Source organism: Pyxidicoccus xibeiensis (assembly GCF_024198175.1).
GTDB classification, from domain to species: Bacteria; Myxococcota; Myxococcia; order Myxococcales; family Myxococcaceae; genus Myxococcus; species Myxococcus xibeiensis.
Genome location: NZ_JAJVKV010000014.1, coordinates 149,988 through 171,688, shown reverse-complemented (window position 1 = coordinate 171,688; position 21,701 = coordinate 149,988). Strand labels below are relative to the sequence as shown.

Sequence of the window (21,701 nt, the reverse complement as noted above, 5' to 3'; positions counted from 1 at the left end):
GCGCGGCGCACCGACATGACGCCACGGGTGGGCGCGCGCCGGGCCCGGCGGCCAGCGTGGCCCGGCACGGAACCAGGACACACCACGCGGGGGGAAGGCGTGAGACCGCTGAAGGAGCAGCGCCGGGTGTTCCGGCTGCCGTGCGCGGATGCGCCGGAGTCCCGGGAGCGGCTCTCCCGGAGCATGACCGTGCATGGGCTGTTCGTTCCCGCCGACCAGCTGGAGCCGGTGGGCACGGAGTTCCCGCTCCAGCTCACCTTCCAGAGCGGCAGGCCCGTCGTGTCCGGGAAGGTGCAGGTCGTCGAGCACGGCATGACGGGACGTCTGCGAGGCTACTTCGTGAAGTACGTGGAGCTGGACCCTGGGAGCCTGGAGCTACCCCTGAACCCGCGCGGCCCCAGGCCCGCGCGCCGCTCCGGGCCCATCCCTCGCGTCTTCGCCGAGCCGGTGACAGAGCCCGACTCCGCGCCGAGGGAGGAGGTCACCCCCGTCGGCATCCTCCCCCGCTCCGTGGACGAGACGGCCACGGGGCTCCCGGACTACTCGAACGAGGAGCTGCTGCACGCCTTCGACCCCCACGCCTGGCAGGGAGGCCTGCGGCCTTTCGATGTCTTCGGTCCCTATCAGCTCCTGAGGCACCTGGGCGTGGGAGGCATGGCCGAGGTCATCCTCGCGCGCCGGCTGATGGGAGACGGGGTGGACAAGCTGGTGGCGCTCAAGCTCGTCTTCCGGGAGTACGCCTGCCACCCGCGCCTGTCGCGGCTCTTCCTCACGGAGGCGCGCCTCAGCGCCACGCTGCAGCACCCCAACCTCATCCAGGTGTTCGACGTGGGCTCCGCGGCCGGGCGCGCGTTCATGGCCATGGAGTACGTGCACGGCTGCAACGGCGCGGAGCTCGTCCAGCGCCTGCGCGAGCGGGGCGGGCCTCCGCCCATCGCCCTGGCGGTGGCGCTGGGCATCGAGCTGGGCAGGGCGCTGGAGTACCTCCACGAGAAGCGGGACCTGGACGGCCGGCACCTGCACCTCGTCCACCGGGACGTGAGCCCGGGCAACGTGCTCGTCGGCCTGCACGGCGCGGTGAAGCTGGTGGACATGGGGGTGGCCTCCGCCAGCATCGCCAGCGGCAACGACTCGCTGATGGTGGGCAAGCGCGCGTACATGTCACCGGAGCAGGCGGCGGGCGGCATGCCGGAGCGGGGCTGGGACATCTACGGCCTGGGGCTGGTGCTGTACGAGCTGCTCACGCTGGAGCGGGCCTTCGAGGGCATCACCGAGCCGGCGGCCATCGTCGCCTCGCGCCGCACGAAGCTGAGGCCGTCGGCCGTCAACCCCCAGGTGCCCGCGGAGCTGGACCGGCTGGTGCAATGGGCCACCGAGTATGACCGCACGCGCCGGGCCCCGAGCGCCCGGGCGCTGCGCGTGGCGCTGGAGCAGGTGCGCGCCACCCTGCCGCCCTTCGACCTCGTGAAGACGATGCGGGAGCTGTTCGGCGACGAGCTGGAAGAGGCCCAGCTCGAGACGGGGAAGCTCATCAGCATCGCGCGGCGGAGGGATGGCGGAGACCCCTCGCACGCGTACCGCTGGGCCACCACGGCGCTGCGGGAGCTGATGCCACGCTGGTTGCGGCTGGTCATCGCGCGCCACCGCCGGGCCCTGCGCAGGGGCCTGGCGGGACTGCTCGTGGTGCTCATTGCGGGAGGCGGGCTCATGTGGAGACAGCGGCAGCAGGAGGCACTCGTGGGCGAGCACCTGGAGCGCGCGGACCGGCTCGCCTCCATTGCGCGACTGGTGGGGTCCGGCGAGGACACCGCGCTCGGCCAGCTCCAGGCAGCGCTGGCGCTGAGCCCGGAAGACCCGCGAGTGCTCGCGAGGCTCCGGTTGCTGGCGGACACCTTCACGCGGCTGGGAGAGGTGGCCGAGCAACGCGGCGACGTGTCCGAGGCGGTGGCCCACTTCCGTGCGGCGCTGGAGGCCGACGCGAGCCGCGCGCCGCTGCGAGAGCGCATGCGGGTGCTCGAGGAGCAGGTCCGAAGCCGCAGCCACACCACCCGGGATGCGCCATGAGGCCTGCTGGCCCACGGCTGCGCGCGCGTTCGAGCGCGTCCGCCCGGGAGGTGCTCGGAGGCCTCGTGGACACGAGCACTCCGGGGCTTGGAGGACCTGAGTCCAGGCGGGATGCGACGAGGCGGGACGGCATGTGCAGGGCCTGGGGATGGGCGCTGGTGGCGCTCGCCAGCGGACTCTCCGCCTGCGGGCGAAACCGGGAGGCGCCGGTGGACACCGCGGGCCTGACGCGGAAGCTGGCGGACATCATCGCCACGTGTGCCACCGCCAGCGGCAGGGTGGAGGTCCTGAGGGGCGGCCAGTCCTTCTGGGAGCCGCTCGCGCCCGGAGCGACGTTCCGCTCGGGGGACTGGGTGCGCACGGGAGCGCAGGCCTCCGCGCGCATCGAGTTCCTGGGGGGTGGCCGCCTCGAGCTGGAGGAGGACTCGGTGGTGCTGGTGGAGCGGCCTCCCCCGGCCGAGCCCCCCGACCCTTCCCTGCCCCTCATCCGCACCGCGCTCGGGCGCTGAAGCCCGCGCGGCCGCGGTCAGCGCAGGTCCGCGGGCAGCCGTGGCGAGGACAGCAGCTCCAGGAACACCTCCCACTTGCGCACGGGCGTGGCCCCCGGGCCCGCCTGCCGCTCCACGTACTGCTTCACCAGGTCCTGGCCCGCGTTGTAGTTGATGATGTACGCGCGGTTGCTGTCGATGAAGGCCATGCGCTGCGTGGCGCGCTCGGGCGAGAGCAGCGCATAGCGGATGAGCCAGTCCCGCGCGGCGTCCCGGCTGATTTCTCCATCCAGGTACCGGCGCCCCGCCTCGTTGTCCGCGTACGACAGCTTCTTGTTCAGCTCCTCCATCCGCGAGTATTCGTCGGCCCGCTTCGGGTCCAGCCCCGCGAGGGGGAAGAGGACGTCGCGCAGGTAGTCGGCGGCGTCGGGGAAGGCCATCTCGATGCCGTAGTTGGCGCTGCCCTCGGCGATGAAGGACATGGGCGAGTACAGCGGGTACACCGAAAACTCCACCCACCCGCGCTCGCGCACCAGGTGCTGCTCCAGCAGCGCGTTGTAGACGTGGTGGCCGGGGTAGCCCTCGTGCGCCCCCAGGTCGATGGCGCGCGAGATGAAGATGGGCAGGTCGGTGTTGATTTGAATGAGGCTGGTGGCGTTGCCCTTGAACCAGTTGTAGCCGCCCCACGGCTTGTGGGTGACGAACTCCAGGGTGAAGCTCTCGTGCGCGGGCAGCTTCACGAACTTCAGCGTGCGGCGGCGCGCCTCCTCCATGGCGGTGCGCATGACGACATCCAGCTTGTCCTTGGGGATGACGAAGTCCTGGCGGAAGCGCGTGAGGCGCTCGGGCAGAGGGCCCGGCCCGGGGATGAGCTTCTCCAGCTCGGCGTGCACCGCCTCGAAGTCCGCCTCGGTGTGGCGCGGCGACCGGGCGCCGTACAGGGCCTCGCTCTCCTCGTCGAACTTCAGCTGCTCGCCCGACAGCATCCGCACCCGCGCGGAGAGGGCGTTGAGCTGCGTGAGCAGGAAGCGCCGGCGCATCGCGAGGAGCGCGTCGTCGGGCACCGGGACGTCCTCCACCTCCTTCACCAGCGCGGCCGCCCGTCCGCCAATGTCCAGCAGGGACATGCGCGCGGCCTCGGCCTCCTTCGCCCACGCCTCCGGCCCGTAGTACGCGTCCACGTAGTTCTTGTCGTGCTGGCCCACGGCGAGGACGAGCTTCACGTACTGCTCGGCGGCGGCATTCAGGGGAGCGGGAGTCGTCATGGGCGTTTCGGGCGAAGGCGTCGCGCCGCGCGTGGCACACGCGAGCAGCGCGGAGGTGAGGACGAGGGCAGGCAGGAGTCGGAGGCGCGTGGGCATGGCGCCTGGAGTTGTAGGCCGCACCGCCGCCGCCGTCCAAGGGACTGTGTGCGGGAGGCGTGCGATGATGGACGGCCACTTCCTCGCGGAGGACGTCCATGCCGGAAACCTATCGTGTCGCGCGGCTCCCCATCCGCCTGCGCGGCTTCGTCGCCCCGGACACGGGCTCGCAGTTCGAAGGCTACGTCGAGCCGGGCGACTACCACGTGCTGGAGGAGAAGCTCGGCTTCCCCACCCCGGACGTCGACTACGCGCGGCTGGAGGTGCCGACGCTGGGCGCGCTCGACACGTGGGTCTGCTTGCGCTGGCGCACCCAGCGGTACGCGAGGCTCCTGGACCTGGACAAGCCACCCCCGGTGGCGCGGCTCACCTTCAGCGAGGAGCCGCTGGCCATCGACGAGGAGCGGCTGACGTCGTTGCTCGGAGCATTCCGCGACTTCCGCTACGAGCTGGACCTGGCGCGCTACCCGTGGGTGCTGCCCGGCATCGTCCTTCCGCTGGCGCCGCCCGCGGTCAACAACTGCTGCACCTTCGTGGAGGCGCTGGCGGTGAAGGCCTTCGCCGACGCGCACGGCTCCGCCTTCGAGTGGGATGCCCGCCGCCACCGGCAGATGATGGTGGCCTCGTCGGAGGACTACTTCTCCCCGGTGACAGCGGCCGTGGAGAGCGGAATGGCCATTCCCGCGCCGTCTCCGGACGTGCCGCCCCACCCGTGGACGCTGGTGCAGGGCTGGCGCAACCAGTGGCGCTCGGGGCACACCTTCCTCGTCGTGGACCACCACGCCGCCACCGACAAGGTGCTGATGCTGGAGTCCAACTCCGCCTACACGCTCGACGGCGTCGGCTACCGGGGCATCGGCAACCTGCGGGACAAGGGCCTGCTTCCTCCCGCGCGGTGGTGGGAGCTGGAGGACGTGTGGACGTGGCGCCGCGTCTGCGCCACGTACCTCTTCCGCCAGCAGGCGTGGCTCAAGGTCCGCAATCGCAAGCTGTCCGGGCTCGAAAATTCCACCCGCTGAATGCGGTCAGTGGTTTCTGGTATTCCCGTTCTGGCGCGGCTTCAGTCGGACCTCACGGCCGCGCCAGGAAAGGGACCAGACATGGCACAGCGTGGACAACAGAGAGGCGGAGTGAGGGGTTGGCGGTGGATGTTCGCGGGCGTGGCCGCGCTCCTCGCCGGCTGCGCGCCGGACGCGGGTGAGGCGGAAACGGAGGCAGCCGTCGCCACGGAGGCCCAGGCACTCGCCGCGTGCGCGTACACCATCACCACGAACACGTACGTGGGCTCCGAGTGGTGGGGCACCATCGTCTTCAAGAACACGGGCACCGCCGCGATGACGAGCCCCACGATTGCGTTCGGCGTCCCGAGCGGCGTGGTCTGCGACCATGACGAGCCCGGCTGGACGCACACGCAGAGCGGCTCGACGTGTACGTACTCGCGGACGTCGGGGCTCACCGTCGGAGTGAATGCGTCCTACACGTTCTATTACTCGACGAACTCCAACACGTCGTGGACGGCCACCAACATCCAGATTTCCGACCCGAGCTGCGGCAGCACGCCGCCGCCTCCGGGCCCCGGGATGACGGCCAATCAGAAGAAGGTGTCGGAGGACCTGACGAGCATCTGGGAGAACGACACGCCCAACATCAACTACGCGTACTCGGAGAACATCGGTGACGGGCGCGGGTACACCAGCGGGCGCGCGGGCTTCTGCACGGGCACGGGCGACGCCATCCAGGTCATCCAGTGCTACGTGAACCTGCGCAGCGCGGGCAACGGCAACCTGATGGCGAAGTACATGCCGGGGCTCACCACCATCAACAACCGCTTCCTGTCCACGGGCCAGTCCCAGGCGTCCACCGCCGAGCTCGACGCCGTGGGCAACTGGGTGGCGGACTGGGGGACGAGCTACAACAACACGACGACGCGCGCGGACTTCAAGAGCTGCCAGGACCAGGTGAGCGACAGGCTCTACTACACGCCAGCCATGAACGAGGCCACGAAGTGGGGGCTCGTCACGGCGCTGTCGAAGGCGGCGCTGTACGACGCGTACATCAACCACGGCGAGTCCGGCATCAAGAGTCTCATCCGCGCCGCGAACAACGCGGTGGGCAACAGCGGGCAGGTGGCGCCGGTCATCGGCTACAACGGCATCACCGAGAACCTGTGGCTCCAGCGGTTCCTGGAGAAGCGGCGCGACGTGCTCGCGGCGGACTCCACGTGGATTGAGGCGGTGGACCGGGTGGCCGCGTACGAGAAGCTGCGCCGGCGCGGCAACTGGGACCTGGGCACGGCGTTCCGCACCGACGTTCGCGCCCGGGACTGCTGGGGGACGAGCTATCCGTTCAGCGGCTACACGGTGCGCGCCATCAACCCGGATGGCACCTGGAGCACGCCGAGCACGTACACGTACTCCTGCCAGTAGCGCGGAGGCCCCGGGGGAGGCGAGCCCCCTCCCCCGGGCTTCACCTCAGGCGGTGAACTTGCGCCGGCGCAGGTCGAGCATCCACGCCTCCAGCGCGAGCACGGCGTCCTCGGGCGGGTCCTCGGGGAGCACGGACTCGGCGAGCGCCGCGTCGAGCACCTCGAAGGAGCGGGCGACTTCACCCTGCCACTTCTTGCTCAGCTCGTCGGGCAGCTCGCTCTTCTCCCCGCGCCGCTTCTGCTCCACCAGTGCGTGGGCGTCGGAGAAGCCATACAGGTCGAGCAGCTCGGTGACGTCCGTCTCCACGACACCGGTGCGCAGCGCGTGCGTGCCAGTGAGGGTGGTGCGCAGGACGTAGAGCAGCTTCTTGGCGGACTTGAAGCCGCTCTTCTCCCACTCACGGAGCTGGCCGTGGCCGAAGCCCCGGTAGTGCCGGTGCACGCGGCGAGACAGCACGGCGCGCACCAGGGGCCGCAGCGACTCCAGGTCCGGCGAGGCGCGCACGCAGATGGCCCCGAGGATGCGCTCGAGGTAGTTGCCGTTGCCCTGGAGAAGGCCCTGGAGGACGGGCTGCAGCTCGTTGGACGAGTAGTCCACCTCCACGCCGTCGATGACCTGGAGGCGCTCGGCGGTGATGTGCTTGGGCTGGAGGCCCAGCAGCACGGCGGTGGGGGCCACGTGGATGGACTTCAGGTCCAGGTCGCTGTCGGGCGAGGGAAAGCCGTAGGCGTGCGCCCCGGAGAGGGACACGACCAGGTGCTCGCGCTTCGCAGACTCCTCGTCGAGCACGCGGTCGGCGACCGTCTTCTCGTGCTCCTTCATGGTGCCCTTCATTCGGCGTCCCTCCACTCCATGGCCGGGGCCTCCGGCGCGTCACGGCCCAGCGGGCCGGGCTCCTTCAGCACCCAGCGCCGTGCCACCTCGTCTCCCACGCGCCGCAGCAGCCGGTCCGCCCGCTCGTAGTCGGGGTGGTCCGGCAGCTTGCTGTCGCGGTGCGCGGCCTCCAGCTCCGGGGCCATGTCCTCTGCGTCCTTGAGCACGTCCTCCAGCGGCACGCGGCCCGCCTTGATGTCCAGCAGCCGCGCCTTCAGCGAGCCCGAGGCCTCGAAGGTGGGAGCGCCATGGCGCAGCCACCCGGTGGCGGTGGCCACGAGGCGCAGCAGGTTGTAGGCGTTCTTCGGCCGCAGCTCGCGCGCGGACGGAGGCCGCTGCCCGCCGCCGCGGGCATAGGCGGTGAGCGCCGTGAAGTCGTTGGCCGTGAGCAGGCCCTGGTCCCACAGCGAGCGGTAGAGCTGCTTCACGTACGTCTTGGCGGCCAGCAGTGCGTCCTGCTGGGACGGCGCGCCCCGAGGCGACACCGCGGCCAGCCGCTTCGCCACCTCGTCGAGGTCCGGCACGGGGTCCTCGCACAGCCACCCGAGGAGCAGGTCGCGGTGCTCGGCGAGCCGCTGGCTGCGGGTGAGCTTGTCGAGCTGGCTCATGGCATAGCGGCCGAAGCTGCCGAAGATGGCCTTGGACACGAAGGCGTCGCGCTCGGCGAGCAGCCACTCGCCCAGCACGTCAGTGGCCTTAGCGCCGGGGACGAACAGCGTCTCCAGCGTGTTCGGGTCCGCGCGCAGGGCCTGCTCCACCGTCTTGCGCACCTCCCAGTACGTGGTGCTGCCATCGGCGCTCACCAGGTCCATGGGTGCTTCCACGAGGCCGAAGGTCCACGGCAGCGGCAGTGCGAAGACGCCGCGCACGTCCACGTCCGAGCTCTCGTTGGCGAGGCCCCACGCATGGCTGCCCACGCGCGTCTCCAGCACCACGCAGGGGGTGAGCGCGGCCCAGGCAGCCTCGCGGCGGCGGGCGAAGTTCACCTGGCCCATGCGGCGGGGCACCAGCTCCTCGCGCGCGAACCAGACCTCACCCACGCCGACAATCTGCACGTCGAAGCCGCCGTCATGGGCGCGGACGACGCGGCCGACCACGCCCTGGGGGATGCGGCGGCCACCCGAGGCCATGCGCTCGACGCGGGTGGTGACCTCGGTACCGTGCGGCAGGGGCACCGACAGCCGGTCCACCTGCTCCAGGCCCTTGATGCGCGGGGCGCCCTGGCGCGGAGAATCCGTTGGAGAATCACTCATCGTCCACCTCCCGGTGCGGTGCGAAGCCGCCCACGGACGAGAGGAGCGGCACGGACCTGACTGTCACCCTACAGGCGAACGCCGGGCTCTGCTGGCAACTTCCCCGACGAGGGAGACCGCCAGGGGAGAACGGGCCGCTCCCCTGGCGCCGGAGCCTCAGTCCATGCCGAGCGTCGGAACGGGGTCGTCAGTGCTGGCGAAAAGGGGTCAAGTCGCTGAGCGCCCACCGATTTTCGGGAAGCGTCCATAGGCGCGCAGGAGCGCGTCCAGGTGTGTAGGGTTGTCGAAATCGAGGGGTGCATCCGTGAGCTGCACAACCCATCCACCTGTTTCCGTGCGCCGCGCCCGTGACAGCAACTCGGCATCGCGAGCGGGGTCCGGGAATCCAATGGCGCGTGCGGAAGCGTCCGACCAGTAGTTCAGCCACCCGAGGTAATGGGGAAGCTCAGGCGCAGGGTTGTACCGCGGGAGCTTCAGCCAGGGCAGGCCATGGGGCGACACATGGGGCGCATCGCCCGGGCGGCGAAACTGCTGCGACACGACCTCGCCATAGCCGCTTGGCGACAGCTGCCCCCAGACCGCACGAGCGCCCTCCCCTATGGCCTCCAGCACCGCCCCTGCCGCCGTAAGGCCACCTGGGTCTTGCGGCAAGGTCGCATGGACTTCGAAGCGTGGCGGCCCCCCGGCGGCAAGGCCGCTTGGGTTTTCCCACCCGGTAAGCGTCACGGGACGGCTCTCGTCATCGTTACACAGGAAGGGAAACCCGCCGTCTGCCCTGTGGGTCGCCACCCACTCATCGCGGTGAGGCAATGCGATGAGCTCTTCCTTTTCAGAAAGCGTCCACCTCAGCCGCAAATCGGGCAGCGCGCGCTCCATACCATGGACGATTGCGAGGGGGCGTCTATCATCACCCTCGAGCGCAGGCGCGTAGACGCTGAGGTTGAGGAGCCTTGGGGCGGCTGCCATGTCAGCACCAGTCCATGACGACGACCTTGAGCTCGGGGTCCAAGTCGAGCAGCGCGGCTCTATGCGCGGCGCTTCGCACCCCCACGACAAAGTCATACCCACACGCTTCCGCGAGCCTCTTCTCGCTCTGTATTTCCGGCAGTTTCATTCTGGCAAAGAATCTCTGGGAGTGGGGTGACTGCTTGTCAAAGTCATCTGTCTTGATTTCCCACAACGTCCGCGTCGCGAGCTGCAGCGCGTCGAAGTTCTTGCCATTGACGAGGACATCCGAGCCAGGGAAGTGATTCTGCGGAACCCTGTCGGCGCACCTGTTGTGGAGGGCATCGCCACCCAGGTGTGGCACGGGCCGAGGAGTGCAGTCCAACTTGCGCTCCCGGTCCCGGAGCTCGGGCGGCACGTGAGGAGGCCACCCCTGCCCTGAAGACCCAGTCCTGGGCCTCCGCTCCGCGACGGGCTCGCGAGGAGCAGCTTCGGTCTCGGGCACAGGCCGCGAGTCCTCGGAATTGCTCCCCTGCAGCGCATACGCATCCAGTGCATGCTTGATGGCGACACCCACTACCACCACGCCCGTGATGATGACGGCTCCAACGACGAGTTCCGGAGCCACCAGGATACAGACCCCGATTCCCACAGCAGCAGCACCTGCGGAGGCGACTGCACATCTCCCTTCGGGATCTTGAAACCGGACCTGCTCCTGGTCGAGCGCATGGAAGCACCGCTCCACCAGCACGGGCCAGGGCTGGGAAGCCTGCTGGACGACGCAGCGCCCTCCATCGCCCCACGGAAGCACCGCCGCTCTTTGGAGATTGGCGAGCTTCAGGTCCTGGAGAGCAGGCTGTTTCGCTCTTGGCGCTGACGTGGCGCAGGCCGAAGCAAGGAGCAGCAGTGAGAGGCAGGCGTGGAGGCGCATGGACACGTCCTTTCAATCGAGCCGGGAACCACCGAAGTCCCACGTGTTCCCGATATCACGCCTCCCAGTCCATCCTTCAGCGCGACCCCGTCGTCGCCCCGGCATCATGCCCCAGCTCCGCGGCCAGCCGCTCCTCGGGGTCCGGCCTCCGGTCGCGCATGGTGACGAACTCCTCCGCCGCCGTGGGGTGGATGCCCACCGTCGAATCCAGCACCGCCTTGGTGACTCCGCACTTCACCGCCACCGCCAGGCCCTGGATGATTTCGGGCGCGTCCGCCCCCACCATGTGGCACCCCAGCACCCGCCCCGAGGCGCGCTCCACCACCAGCTTCATCATCGTCCGCTCGTTGCGCCCGCTCAGCGTGTGCTTCATCGGCTTGAAGCTGGCCACGTACACGTCCACCTTCCCGTAGCGTTCGCGCGCCTCCAGCTCCGTCAGCCCCACGCACGACACCGGCGGCTGGCTGAAGACGGCGGAGGCCACGTTGGTGTGGTCCATCTTCATCGGGTTGTTGTTGTAGAGCGTCTCCGCCAGCGCCCGCCCCTCGGCAATCGCCACCGGGGTGAGGTTGATGCGGTCCGTCACGTCCCCCACCGCGAAGATGCTCTCCACCGACGTGCGGGACCACTCGTTCACCGCCACCGCGCCGCGCGCGTCCAGCGTCACGCCCACCTCCTCCAGCCCCAGCCCTCCCGTGTTCGGCAGCCGGCCGGTGGCGTACAGCACCGCGTCCGCCTCCACCGTCTCCCCCGCGCGCGTCAGCAGGCTCACCCCGTCCCCGCGCTTCTCGATGTCGCGCACGAAGGTGTCCACCTGCAGCTCGATGCCCTTCTTGCGCAGCTCCTCCGTGAGGAAGGAGCGCACGTCCCCATCGAACCCGCTCAGCACCGAGGAGCCGCGGATGATGAGCGTCACCTTCGAGCCCAGCCCGTGGAAGATGCACGCCAGCTCCACGCCGATGTACCCGCCCCCGACGATGGCCAGCCGCTTCGGCACCTGGGCAAAGGACAGCGCGTCATCCGAGGTGACGGCGTGCTCGATGCCCGCCACGTCCGCGGGCAGGTACGGCCGCGAGCCGGTGGCCACCAGGATGCGCTCCGCCGTGTACTGCTTCCCGGCCACCTCCACCGTGTGCGCGTCCACCAGCCGCCCGCGCCCCTCCACCACCGTCACCCCCGAGTCGCGCAAGAGCCGCGCGTAGACGCCGCCCAGCCGCTTCAGCTCCTGCTCCTTCGCCGCGAGCAGCTTCCCCCAGTCGAACGTCGGCTCCGGCACCGTCCACCCGTACCCCGCCGCGTCCTGGAACTCCTCGTGGAAGTGGGAGCCGTACACCAGCAACTTCTTGGGCACGCAGCCCCGGTGCACGCAGGTGCCTCCCAGGTCACGGTCCTCGCAGAGCGCCACCCGCGCGCCATGCGAGCCCGCCCTGCGGCTGGCCGCCACCCCTCCGGAGCCGCCGCCAATGGTGAACAGGTCGAAGTCGTACCGGGCCATGTGTCTCCTCCGTGGGCAACGCGCGTGCCCTCAGAGATAGCGCCAGCGCACACGGACCGCACCCGGCGCGTGAGGCCCCGGTGCCGGAACCCTCGACAGCGGACAGTGCGGTCCTAGTTGCGCCCCAGGGCCATGATGTTCTCGCGCAGGCGCGCCAGCAGGCGCCGCGTGCCGTCCAGCTCCACCCGGCAGCGCTCCAGCCGCTCCGCCATGCCCTCCAGGTTGCCCGCGTCGGCGAGCAGCTCGATGTCCCGGCACTGCTTCTCCAGCGCCGAGGCGCCGAACCAGGCCGCGTTGGACTTGAGCGTGTGCGCCGCGCGGCCCAGGTCGTCCAGCCGGCTCGCCGCCAGCGCGGTGTCCGCGTCGTCGAGCAGGGCCGGCATGCTGTGCATCGCCGTCTCGATGAGCTCCGGGAGTATCTGCCCCGACTGCGCCCCCAGCTCCCGCCACAGGCGCGACAGCGCGACCGGCTCCAGCCCGGGGACCCGCGCCGACTCGGGCATCTCGTCCATGAGGGACGGAGGAGGCACCGGGAGCGTCGTCTCCGGGCGGGCCGGCATGCGTGCATCGGCGCGCCGGGGCTGGCAGCGCAGGAGCGACGCAGCCAGCGCATCCACGCGGATGGGCTTGGTCAGGAAGTCGTCCATGCCCGCCGCGAAGCACTGGTCCCGGTCGGAGTCCATGGCGTTCGCCGTCATGGCGATGATCCACGGCTGTGCCCGGGGTGGCAGCTCGTTGCGGATGCGCCGGGTGGCCTCCAGGCCGTCCATCTCCGGCATCTGCAGGTCCATGAAGACCACGTCGTAGCGCTTCTGGGTGGCGGAGTGCACGGCCTCGCGCCCGTTGAAGGCCACGTCCGCGCGGTAGCCGAGCCGGTCCAGCACCAGCAGCGCCAGCTTCTGGTTCGTGGCGTTGTCCTCCACGAGCAGGATGTCCAGCGGCAGCCGGTCTCCCGGCCGCTCTCCCGGGGAGGGCGCCTTGCGGGGCGCGCGCTGCTCCACCCGCGCGACGTGCGCATGGACCACGTCGGTGGACAGGCACGACATCAGCGCGTCGTGGAGCTGGGACGCCTTCACCGGACGGGACAGCACACCGGAGAAGAGGCCCTCGGGCGTGGCGCCCCGGCGGCCGGGCGAGGTGAGCAGCAGCAGCGGCAGGTTGCGCATGTCGCCCCACTGGCGGATGCGCGTCGCCAGCGCCGGCCCGTCCAGCCCCGGCATCTGGTGGTCGATGAGGGCCACGTCGAAGCGCGCGCCGGCCTGGAGCCGCGACAGCGCCTCGGACCCGGACGCCGTCTCGACGGAGTCGATGCCCCAGGCCTGGAGCTGCCGGCCCAGCAGGCGCCGGTTGATGGCGTTGTCGTCCACGATGAGCACGCGCCGGCCCTGCAGCAGTGGCTGCTCCTGCCGCAGGTGCACGGCGGGCACCTGCGGCGCGGACTGGGCATTGAGGGCGAAGCTGAACGTAGTCCCCGTGCCGGCGGCGCCCGCGCCCTCCACCCAGATGCGGCCGCCCATGGCCTCCACCAGCCGCTTGGAGATGGCCAGCCCCAGCCCGGTGCCGCCGAAGCGCCGGGACACCGACGCGTCCAGCTGGTTGAAGGGCTGGAAGAGGCCGGCCCGCATGTCCTCGGGGATGCCCGGCCCGGTGTCCTGCACGGAGAAGATGAGCTCCCAGGGCGCGTCGTGCGCCTCGGAGCTGCGCGTGCCGTCCACCGTCACGAGCGCCCCGCCCTGCTCGGTGAACTTGAGCGCGTTGCCCACCAGGTTGAGGAGCACCTGGCGCAGGCGCGACGCATCGCCCACCAGCATCTGCGGCACGTGCGGCGCGATGTCGCAGTTGAGGTCCAGCCCCTTCTCGCTGGCGCGCACCGCCAGCAGGTCCAGCACCGACTCCACGCACTGGCGCAGGTCGAACGGGTGCAGCTCCGTCTCGAACCGGCCGGCTTCAATCTTGGAGAAGTCCAGCACGTCGTTGAGCAGGGTGAGCAGCGCCTCGCTGCTCTGGCGGATGGTGGAGACGAAGTCGCGCTGCTCCTCCGACATCGCGGTGTCCAGCAGGAGCCCCGTCATGCCGATGATGGCGTTCATCGGCGTGCGGATTTCGTGGCTCATCGTGGCCAGGAAGAGGCTCTTGGCCTGGTTGGCCGCCTCGGCCGCCTGGCGCGCCCGCTGCAGGTCGGTGATGTCGTGGTAGATGGCGATGAAGCCCAGCTGCCGGCCGCCCACCGACACCGGCAGGGCCAGCAGCTCCACGTCCACCACGCTGCCGTCCTTGCGCACGCGCCGGGTGACGGAGTGGACGCGGCCCCGCTGCACCACCTCGCGCGACGCGCGCTCCGCCTCCGGGAGCACGGTCTGCTCGGTGGCCACCAGCTCGAAGATGTGCTTCCCCAGCGCCTCCTGGGGCGTGTAGCCGAAGAGCCGCTCCGCCTCGGGGTTCCACGACAGCACGCGGAACTGGCGCGTAATCGTGACGATGGCCACCGGGCTGTTGCGCACCACCGCCTCGAAGAACTCCTTCTGCTGGCGGATGGAGGCCTCCACCTCCAGGCGGCCCGTCATGTCCTGAAGCTGCAGCACCCAGCCGGGGCCGTCGGCGCCCGTCAGCGGGAGCGTCAGCACGCGCAGGTAGTACGCCTGCCCGCCGCCTCCCGGACGCTGCCCGGCCAGCTCCGTCTCGTGGGGCGCCTCCGTGCTGGCGCGCGACTCGGGGGGACGCCAGCCGGGAAGCACCTGCGCCACGGCACTGCCCAGCAGTCCCGCACGCGGCCCGAAGTAGCGCTCCGCGGCGCGATTCACCTCGCGGACCCGCTGCGCTGCATCGAGCACGAGCACCGCGTCACGCGAGTGCTCGAACACGGCGGAATGTGCGCTGGACGCCAGGTCGGACACCCTTCCCCCTACAGGCCAGTGTAGGTCAGCTCGGTCTCTCGTCACGCAATGAGCCGCGGGACGGGCAGCGGCCCCGCATCATGCCAGACAGCCGAGCGGTTCTGGAGATGGGGGTGGGATGCGGCGCGTTGTGAGGTGGCCTTTCCCCCGGGGGCCGGGTCCACCAAGATGCGAAGTCCAGGAGTCGTCCCCATGCGTCCCATCGTCCTCGTGCTGGGCCTCGCCGCCACCGTCGCGAGCGCCCAGCAGCCGGCCGAGTCCTCCCAGGACCCGCTTCCACCGCCGCCGCTCACCTCCTCGCCTTCCTCCCCGGACGAGCCCGAGTGGGCCACGCCGCCAGACTTCGCCCCCGCCTCCGACACGCCCGAGGTGGCACGGCCGGCGGTTCCCTCCTCCGACACGCCCGAGCTGGCACGGCCGGCGGCGGCCCCTGCCATCCCGGACGCGCAGCCCCGGCGGGTGGAGTCCCTTGCGCCTCCCACCCGGTCCCGGCCGGTGAAGCGGCGGGACGACCTGCGCTACAGCCGGCTCTCCGCCGCCTCGGGCGGCCCCACGCTGGTGCTGTCCGAGGCGGTGGGAGGCATGGTCCTCGGCGCCATGCTGGGCGCCAGCTACGACGACCCGGGGGGCCGGAGCGACAACGCCTACGCGGGCGCGATGCTGGGCACCCTCACGCTGGGTACGGCGAGCACCCTCTACCAGTACTTCGTCCCGGTGAAGCGCAACGAGTCCCTGCTGGCCGCGGGCGCCGCGACGCTGGGCTTCACCGCCGGCGTGAGCGCCGCCAACGGGTGGGACCTGAACAGCCGGCAACGGGCGCTGCTGGCGCTGACCACGTCCCAGGTGGGCGTCGCGTCCGTGCTCCTGCTCACCGCGGGCGGCGAGGACGTGAGCGGAGGGGACACGGGGCTGGTAGGCGTGACGACGCTCTATGCGTTCCTCACCACCGGCCTCGTCGAGTACATCGGCGCGCGGCAGACGGGGGACGACTTCCGCTTCACGCCGCTGCTCATCGCCCCCGCGGCGGGCATGCTCGTCGGCGGGCTGCTGGCCCTCCCGCTGGACCTGTCGCCCTCGTCCCTGAGGGACGCCACCGTGTTCCCCATCGGCATGGGCGCCGTGGCGCTCCTCATCGGCTCGCGGCTGGACGTCAGCGACGTCACGGTGGCCAAGACGGTGCTCGGCACCATGGCCGGCACCTTCGCCATCACCGTCCTGCTCAATGCCCTGTCGCCAGAGGGGCCCACGCAGCTGGATGCACGGGCCGACAGCGGCTTCCAGCCCGTGCCCGTGCCGGTGGTGGTCCCCGCCGGCCGGCGCAACGACGGGGTCGCCGCCGGCGCCGGGATGTTCATGCGCTTCTGACGTGGCTACCGGCTGCTCCACCAGGCCTTGAATTCCTTCCAGGAAATCTTGCCCGTGCGGTCGGTGTCGACGGCGTCGACGGCAATCTCCAGCTCCTCGTCGGTGACGTTCTGCCCGAGCGCCTCCAGCAGCCGCGCGAACTCGGAGCGCTCGATGGAGCCGGTGCGGTTGCGGTCATAGCGCTGGAAGATGTCGAGCACCTCGTTGCCGGAGCTGGTCAGCTCGTCCACGGCCGCATGCTCGGGCGCGAGCGGCTGGACGCCAGCGGACGTGGTCTCCACCTCCTCGACGGACGGGGAGCCCGTGGCGGGCCGCGCGTCCAGGGCCTCCTTCGGGGGCGTGGGCTCACTCCGGGGGAGGAGCTCGAGCTGGGACTGGGGAGCAGCCTCCGGCTTCCGGGCCCGGGCCGCCGGCTTGCGCGCCGCCGGTGCCGCCGCGCCCTTCGAGGCCGCCTTCCGGGCAGGGGCCTTCTTCACGGAGGCCGTCCTGGCCGCGCCCTGCTTCGTGGCCGCCCTCCGGGCCCCGGCCTTCTTCGCCGCACCCTTCTTCGCGGGAGCCTTCTTCGCCGCAGCCTTCTTCGCGGGAGCCTTCTTCGCCGCACCCTTCTTCGCCGCAGCCTTCCTCGCGGGAGCCTTCTTCGCCGCCCCCTTCTTCGCGACCGCCTTCTTCGCCGCACCCTTCTTCGTGGTGGCCTTCTTCGCCGTGGAAGCGCGCCGGGATGACTTCTTCGCAGCCGTCGTCTTGCGTGACTTCGTCGCCATGGTGAACCCCTCCCTGACGGATGCGCATCGTAGCGCTCTCCGGGTGCGGGTCAGCAGCTTCTCGTCGTGGAAGCTCCACCCGGGAGCGGGCCCGGACCGCGGCGCCTCCTGGAAGCGCTGCGTCGGACCTCGGAACGACACCGGGGCGCTGCCCGCCCCATGAATGATCGAAGATTTGCCAGAGACTGGCGTCCGCTGACGCGTTTCATGCAGTCTGCGAGGCGAATCGCGCGACGCCCCTGGCACCCGGCACCGCGCCGCTCCACATAAAAGGCGGGAGCAGGAGGACGCGTGCGACTGAAGGACTGGACGTTGCCAGGTCTCTGCCTGGGGCTGCTGTCCGGCCAGGCCCCGGCGCTGGCGGAACCGGCGGGGCAGGCAGCTCCCGCGCGCGCCGCGGACTCGGCCTTCTTCATCACCCGGAGCACCAACCGGAACCAGGTCCACTACGGCATCCGCCTGGACGGCGACTGCAAGCCCCAGGGGGCCCAGCCGGTGCATGCGTACTGGCGGATGCTGGAGAAGGGCGAGACGGCCGTCGAGCCCCTGCTCGGCCGAGAGCTGCCAGCCTACGGCCTGGGTGACGTCCAGCAGGTGGAGTCCACCCCGAAGGGCTGGAAGGTCCACGTCCGCCTGCGGGCCTGGCCGGAGCGTGTCATCGGCGTGGACGTCTTCCGGGAGAACGGCCGCTGCGCCGCCCGGGCGTGGACCCAGCTGGAGGGCAGGCCGGCGCAGATAGACCGCATCTTCGTGAAGACGGCCTGGCCGACAGGTGTCTCCTACGTGCTGCTCAGTGGCACCGGGGCAGACGGCCGCTCCGTCAAGGAGGTCATCCGCCGCTGACGGAATCGGGAGCAGCCAGCCCGTCAGGCACACGCTTGTGACGTCGCCTTGGTCCCAGATGACCCACCCCCTGGTACGAAGGTCTGGCTACCCTGGAACCCGGGCGTACAAACTGGTAGCAGGCCGGGGGCCGGGCCTCCCGGCGGGTTGCCGTTGCATGGCGGTAGCAAGAGGGGCTCGGGAGATGTTCACATGCCACCACGCGCGGCGCACAGGGCCGCTCGCGCGCGCCTGCGACACCTTGCCCGGACCCCACTGGACTCCCGCGTCTGAATGAATGACTCACTAGAAACCCTCCTCGCCGACGGCATCATCGAAGCCGTCATCGGCCAGCTGAAGACGGGGAAGGAAGCGGAGGTGTGGCTGGTCCAGCACGCCGGCCAGGTGGTCGCGGCCAAGCTGTACAAGGAGCGCCACGAGCGCAACTTCCGTAACAACGTGGGCTACCGCGAGGGGCGCGAGGTGCGCAACTCCCGCACGCGCCGCGCCATGGAGAAGGGCAGCCGCTTCGGTCAGGCCGCCGCCGAGGAGGCGTGGAAGAGCGCCGAGTCGGACTCGCTCTACAAGCTGCACGCCCAGGGTGTGCGCGTGCCCGCGCCGGTGCTGTTCTACGAGGGCATCCTCCTGATGGAGGTGGTGCTCGACGCGCAGGGCCACCCTGCCCCGCGGCTCGTGGAGGCCCCGCCCGCCACGCCCGAGGAGGCCCAGGCCCTCTACGTGGACCTGCGCTCCCAGGTCGTGAACATGCTGTGCGCCGACCTCATCCACGGCGACCTGTCCCCGTTCAACATCCTGATGAGCTGGCAGGGCGCCATCATCATCGACTTCCCGCAGACGGTGGCGGCGGCGCGCAACAACCAGGCGGAGTTCTACTTCCGGCGAGATTTGGACAACGTCCGCAACTTCCTCGCCGGCATCGCCCCGCAGCTGTACGACGCGGAGGGCGACACGAGCGAAATCTGGAATGCGTATGTGCGCCGGGAGCTGTCGCCGGGCTTCACCCCCCGGGGTGGCTTCCGCGACACGTCCCGCCGGGGTGGCTTCAAGGGTCCGCGCGACGCCCGTCCGGGCTTCCCGGCGGAGCGGGGTGGTGGTTTCCGCCCGGAGCCCGAGCCCGCGCTGGTGGCCGTCCCCCAGGCGAACATGACGCCCGAGGAGGCAGCGGAAGCGGAGCTGCGCGAGCTGGAGGCCCTGGTGCTGAAGCAGGGCGGCGGCGAGCGCGGCAAGCCCGCGGCGGCGCCTCCTCCGCGAGGAGGCCGGAATCGTGGCCCTGGCAGGGGGCCGCCGCGCAATGGCGGCAACCGTCCGGCATCGGCAGGTGGAGGGGGGCCGCGTCCGCCCGCCACCGAGCAGCGCGGTGGCGCGGGAGCGCGTCCGCCTCCGAACGGGCCGCGTCAGGGCAACACCGGCGCGCGTCCGCCGCCTCCGAACGGGCAGCGTGCCGCGTCCAACGGGCAGCGCCCGGAGAACGGGGCACGGGCCATCACGAACGAGCGCCCCGCGTCCAACGGGCAGCGTGACGGGCGTCCGGCCAGGAACGAGCAGCGGGGTGGAGTTCCCACGTCCGCGCCCGTGACGGAACAGCGCGCGGAGGGCGGAGGCCGCCCGCCTCGCGGCGAGCAGCGCCCCGGAGGCAACGGGCGTCCGCCCCGGAGCGACGCGCGGGGTGGTGAGCCGCGCGAGGCCAATGGTGCGCCGGGCCGGACCGAGCAGCGCCCGGGAGGCAACGGACGTCCGCCTCGGGGCGATGCACGTGGCGGGGGCAGCCCCTACGTCCCTGCGGGCGAGCCGCGCGAGGCCAACGGAGCACCGCCCCGGGCCGAGCATCGTGGGAACGGCGCCCCCTCGCGGGAGCCGCGCGAGGTCAACGGAGCACCGCCCCGGGTCGAGCAGCGTGGGAACGGCGCCCCTCCGAGGGAGCCGCGCGAAGCCACTGGTGCGCCGGGCCGGCCCGAGCGGCGCGGCAACGGCGCTCCTTCGCGGGAGCCGCGCGAGGCCAACGGAGCACCGGGTCGGACCGAGCAGCGTGGCGGGAATGGCGCTCCGCCTCGGGAGCCGCGCGGGGGCAACGGAGCTCCGCGGGGTGACAGGCGCGGAGGGCCCCGCTCGCAGCCGGTGGTGGAGAGCCGGCCCTCGAGCAACGGGCAGCCCACGGGTCCGGAGACGAACACCCTGCGGGAGTCGCGCTCGCCGGGCCCGGGCAACACCGGCTCGGGGCCCCGGCAGCCGAGGCAGGGCCAGGGCCGCGGAGGACCTCGTCCGCCGCGCTCCTCCAGTCCGCAGGTCTCGTTCGTGGGTCGGCCGACGTCCTCCTCCGACCCGGGTCCGCACGAGACGGGCTCCTGAGCGGGCGATGTGCCCCTCGCGTCCAGGCGAGGGGCGTCAGGCCCGCAGCACGGTGACCTGACGACCCGATGGAGTCTGGGCACGCGTCGCGAGCGTGCGCTCGGAGATGGGCGGCTGCCCGGTGCGCCGGTCGAAGACGACCAGCCAGCCGGAGTCGAGCCCCAGTCCCGATAGATATTTGTCGAGCTGGGCCAGCCCTTCATCCACCGGGTCCTTCTCCCCGTCACGCCACACCTTGAGCTCCATGGCGAGCGTGTCGGGCCCGTAGCGCAGGCACAAGTCCATGCGCCCGGTGCCGATGGCGTACTCGCGCTCCAGTGTCCCACCGCCGTTGGCCACCCGGTGCAGGAAGGCCATCAGCACCAGGTGCGGCGCAATCTCGTGATAGGGCGCCGTGCCCAGCAACGGCTGGCCATGCTGGCGCCAGAAGGCCACGAAGGACTCGATGAGGCGCTCCATGTCGAGCCGGCCATCCGCGCGCAGCCATGGAGGCGCTGACTTCATTGGAGGCAGGGAGGCGAAGGCCGTGTTCGACAGGACGCGGAGGATGACCTCCCGGTAGAGCGGGTTGGCCATCTCCACGCTGCCCGTGGTGCCCATGCGCACCAGTCCCAGGTCCTGGATGAAGCGCAGGTCGTCCTGCGGCACGTCGCCCAGTGCAAGCCCGGCGAGCATGGGTTCCAGGATGCGCCGCACCCAAGGCTCGCGCAGTCGCTCGGCCAGGCTGTCCAGGTGCGTGTCCTGGCGCTTGAGGAGGAGCTCCTTCGCGGCATCCACGTGGTCTGCCGTCAGGGTCTGGGTCCGGTCCGGCGCGAGCTGCTGCACCATCTGCCGGGCCAGCGCATTGACCAGCCAGGGCTGACCCTGCGTCCAGTAGAAGGCGCGGTCCACTGCCTCGGGGAGGAAGTGCTGGCCGGTGTCGTCGGTGTGCTGCTGGTAGAGCTCGGCCACCTCGTCGCGCGTGAAGTTGCGCAGGGTGAGCGACTCCACCTTGATGTTGAAGGGACTCGACGTGCCCAGGTGCTCCCGTCCTCCCGAGGCCACCTTGTAGTCGCGAACATCGCGCAGGCCACATAGGACGACGGAGGACGGGAAGCCAACGGGCCTGTCCGTGAAGCCTTCACGCAGTTGCCGCAGCACACTCAGCAGGCTCTGCCCCCGGAGGGCGTCAATCTCGTCGAAGAAGAGCACCAGGGGACGAGGGCAGGTACGCGCCCAGGTTGAAAGAGCTTTACCCAGGAGCTGGGTGTCGGTTGCCTCCGGAAATGCAGGGGGGCGCAGTTCTTCGGGCAGGTAGAGCTCGGCGCTGTGACGGATGCGTTCCAGGATGCCCCGCTGCGCCTCGGCGAAGTCATCACCGGCGACCTCGCCGGCTTCACAGGAGAAATGAAGCACGGCGTAGCGGCCGGAGGCGGTGAGCTGCTCGGCCAGGGACCGGAGCACCGTCGTCTTGCCTACCTGCCGAGGTGCATGCAGGACGAAGTATCCCCTCTGGTCGATGAGGGGGACCACCTCCGGCAGACGCCGCATGGCCGGAAGCATGTAGTGGTCAGCCGACATGCACGGACCGGCGGTGTTGAACCAACGAGGCATGCCGCGAAGGTAACACCTCCACGTTGCGAGTCCTGCCCATCCTGGATGCCCGCCCGCTCCGAA

The 21,701-nt window shown here is 70.8% G+C and carries 16 protein-coding genes; 7 read left to right on the top strand and 9 right to left on the bottom strand.

Annotated elements, in window-relative coordinates:
* The first annotated feature begins 99 nt into the window (after positions 1 to 99).
* On the top strand, positions 100 to 2,064 hold the full coding sequence (locus LXT23_RS40145) for a protein kinase domain-containing protein (RefSeq protein WP_253985751.1): 1,965 nt from the start codon (positions 100 to 102) through the stop codon (positions 2,062 to 2,064).
* A 131-nt stretch (positions 2,065 to 2,195) separates the two neighbouring features.
* On the top strand, positions 2,196 to 2,573 hold the full coding sequence (locus tag LXT23_RS40140; protein WP_253985750.1) for a hypothetical protein: 378 nt from the start codon (positions 2,196 to 2,198) through the stop codon (positions 2,571 to 2,573).
* A 17-nt stretch (positions 2,574 to 2,590) separates the two neighbouring features.
* Here LXT23_RS40140 and LXT23_RS40135 read toward each other — a convergent pair whose 3' ends face one another.
* Positions 2,591 to 3,817 (bottom strand): hypothetical protein, encoded by a 1,227-nt coding sequence (locus tag LXT23_RS40135; protein ID WP_253985749.1) that lies wholly within the window; start codon positions 3,815 to 3,817, stop codon positions 2,591 to 2,593.
* 194 nt (positions 3,818 to 4,011) lie between these two features.
* Between LXT23_RS40135 and LXT23_RS40130 the strand changes: the two genes are divergently transcribed.
* Both LXT23_RS40130 and LXT23_RS40125 read left to right on the top strand, forming a co-directional pair.
* Complete coding sequence (locus tag LXT23_RS40130; RefSeq protein ID WP_253985748.1) at positions 4,012 to 4,932, top strand: hypothetical protein; 921 nt, start codon at positions 4,012 to 4,014, stop codon at positions 4,930 to 4,932.
* Between the two features lie 141 nt (positions 4,933 to 5,073).
* Positions 5,074 to 6,339 (top strand): chitosanase, encoded by a 1,266-nt coding sequence (locus LXT23_RS40125; protein WP_253985747.1) that lies wholly within the window; start codon positions 5,074 to 5,076, stop codon positions 6,337 to 6,339.
* Positions 6,340 to 6,384: 45 nt separating this feature from the next.
* Here LXT23_RS40125 and LXT23_RS40120 read toward each other — a convergent pair whose 3' ends face one another.
* The 6 genes from LXT23_RS40120 to LXT23_RS40095 all read right to left on the bottom strand — a co-directional run bounded on the left by LXT23_RS40120 (position 6,385) and on the right by LXT23_RS40095 (position 14,730).
* Complete coding sequence (locus LXT23_RS40120) at positions 6,385 to 7,173, bottom strand: nucleotidyltransferase domain-containing protein (RefSeq protein WP_253985746.1); 789 nt, start codon at positions 7,171 to 7,173, stop codon at positions 6,385 to 6,387.
* Positions 7,170 to 8,465 (bottom strand): DNA polymerase beta superfamily protein, encoded by a 1,296-nt coding sequence (locus LXT23_RS40115; protein WP_253985745.1) that lies wholly within the window; start codon positions 8,463 to 8,465, stop codon positions 7,170 to 7,172. The genes LXT23_RS40120 and LXT23_RS40115 overlap by 4 nt, the downstream gene beginning before the upstream one ends.
* Positions 8,466 to 8,672: 207 nt before the next feature.
* Positions 8,673 to 9,431: a DUF5953 family protein gene (locus LXT23_RS40110; RefSeq protein WP_253985744.1), complete on the bottom strand. Its 759-nt coding sequence runs from the start codon at positions 9,429 to 9,431 to the stop codon at positions 8,673 to 8,675.
* Between the two features lies 1 nt (position 9,432).
* Positions 9,433 to 10,161 carry a DUF6310 domain-containing protein gene (locus LXT23_RS40105; protein WP_323379134.1) on the bottom strand — a complete coding sequence of 243 codons (729 nt, stop codon included), beginning with the start codon at positions 10,159 to 10,161 and terminating at the stop codon, positions 9,433 to 9,435.
* Between the two features lie 256 nt (positions 10,162 to 10,417).
* Positions 10,418 to 11,836 (bottom strand): glutathione-disulfide reductase, encoded by a 1,419-nt coding sequence (gene gor, locus LXT23_RS40100; protein ID WP_253985742.1) that lies wholly within the window; start codon positions 11,834 to 11,836, stop codon positions 10,418 to 10,420.
* Positions 11,837 to 11,949: 113 nt separating this feature from the next.
* Entirely contained in the window at positions 11,950 to 14,730 is a 2,781-nt protein-coding gene (locus tag LXT23_RS40095; RefSeq protein WP_253985741.1) for a response regulator, read from the bottom strand.
* Positions 14,731 to 14,922: 192 nt separating this feature from the next.
* On the opposite strand from LXT23_RS40095, the gene LXT23_RS40090 reads away from it, so the two are divergent.
* On the top strand, positions 14,923 to 16,095 hold the full coding sequence (locus LXT23_RS40090; RefSeq protein WP_253985740.1) for a hypothetical protein: 1,173 nt from the start codon (positions 14,923 to 14,925) through the stop codon (positions 16,093 to 16,095).
* A 5-nt stretch (positions 16,096 to 16,100) separates the two neighbouring features.
* Here the strand turns inward: LXT23_RS40090 and LXT23_RS40085 are convergent, their stop codons facing one another.
* Positions 16,101 to 16,856 carry an EF-hand domain-containing protein gene (locus LXT23_RS40085; RefSeq protein ID WP_253985739.1) on the bottom strand — a complete coding sequence of 252 codons (756 nt, stop codon included), beginning with the start codon at positions 16,854 to 16,856 and terminating at the stop codon, positions 16,101 to 16,103.
* A gap of 291 nt (positions 16,857 to 17,147) precedes the next feature.
* Here LXT23_RS40085 and LXT23_RS40080 point away from each other — a divergent pair, with 291 nt between their 5' ends.
* Entirely contained in the window at positions 17,148 to 17,699 is a 552-nt protein-coding gene (locus LXT23_RS40080; protein ID WP_253985738.1) for a DUF4833 domain-containing protein, read from the top strand.
* Positions 17,700 to 17,972: 273 nt separating this feature from the next.
* A complete protein-coding gene (locus tag LXT23_RS40075) occupies positions 17,973 to 20,045 on the top strand; it encodes an RIO1 family regulatory kinase/ATPase domain-containing protein (RefSeq protein ID WP_253985737.1) in 2,073 nt (690 codons plus the stop codon).
* 36 nt (positions 20,046 to 20,081) lie between these two features.
* Here LXT23_RS40075 and LXT23_RS40070 read toward each other — a convergent pair whose 3' ends face one another.
* Positions 20,082 to 21,575, bottom strand: coding sequence for an ATP-binding protein (locus LXT23_RS40070; protein ID WP_323379133.1), 1,494 nt, complete (start codon positions 21,573 to 21,575; stop codon positions 20,082 to 20,084).
* Positions 21,576 to 21,701 lie beyond the last annotated feature (126 nt).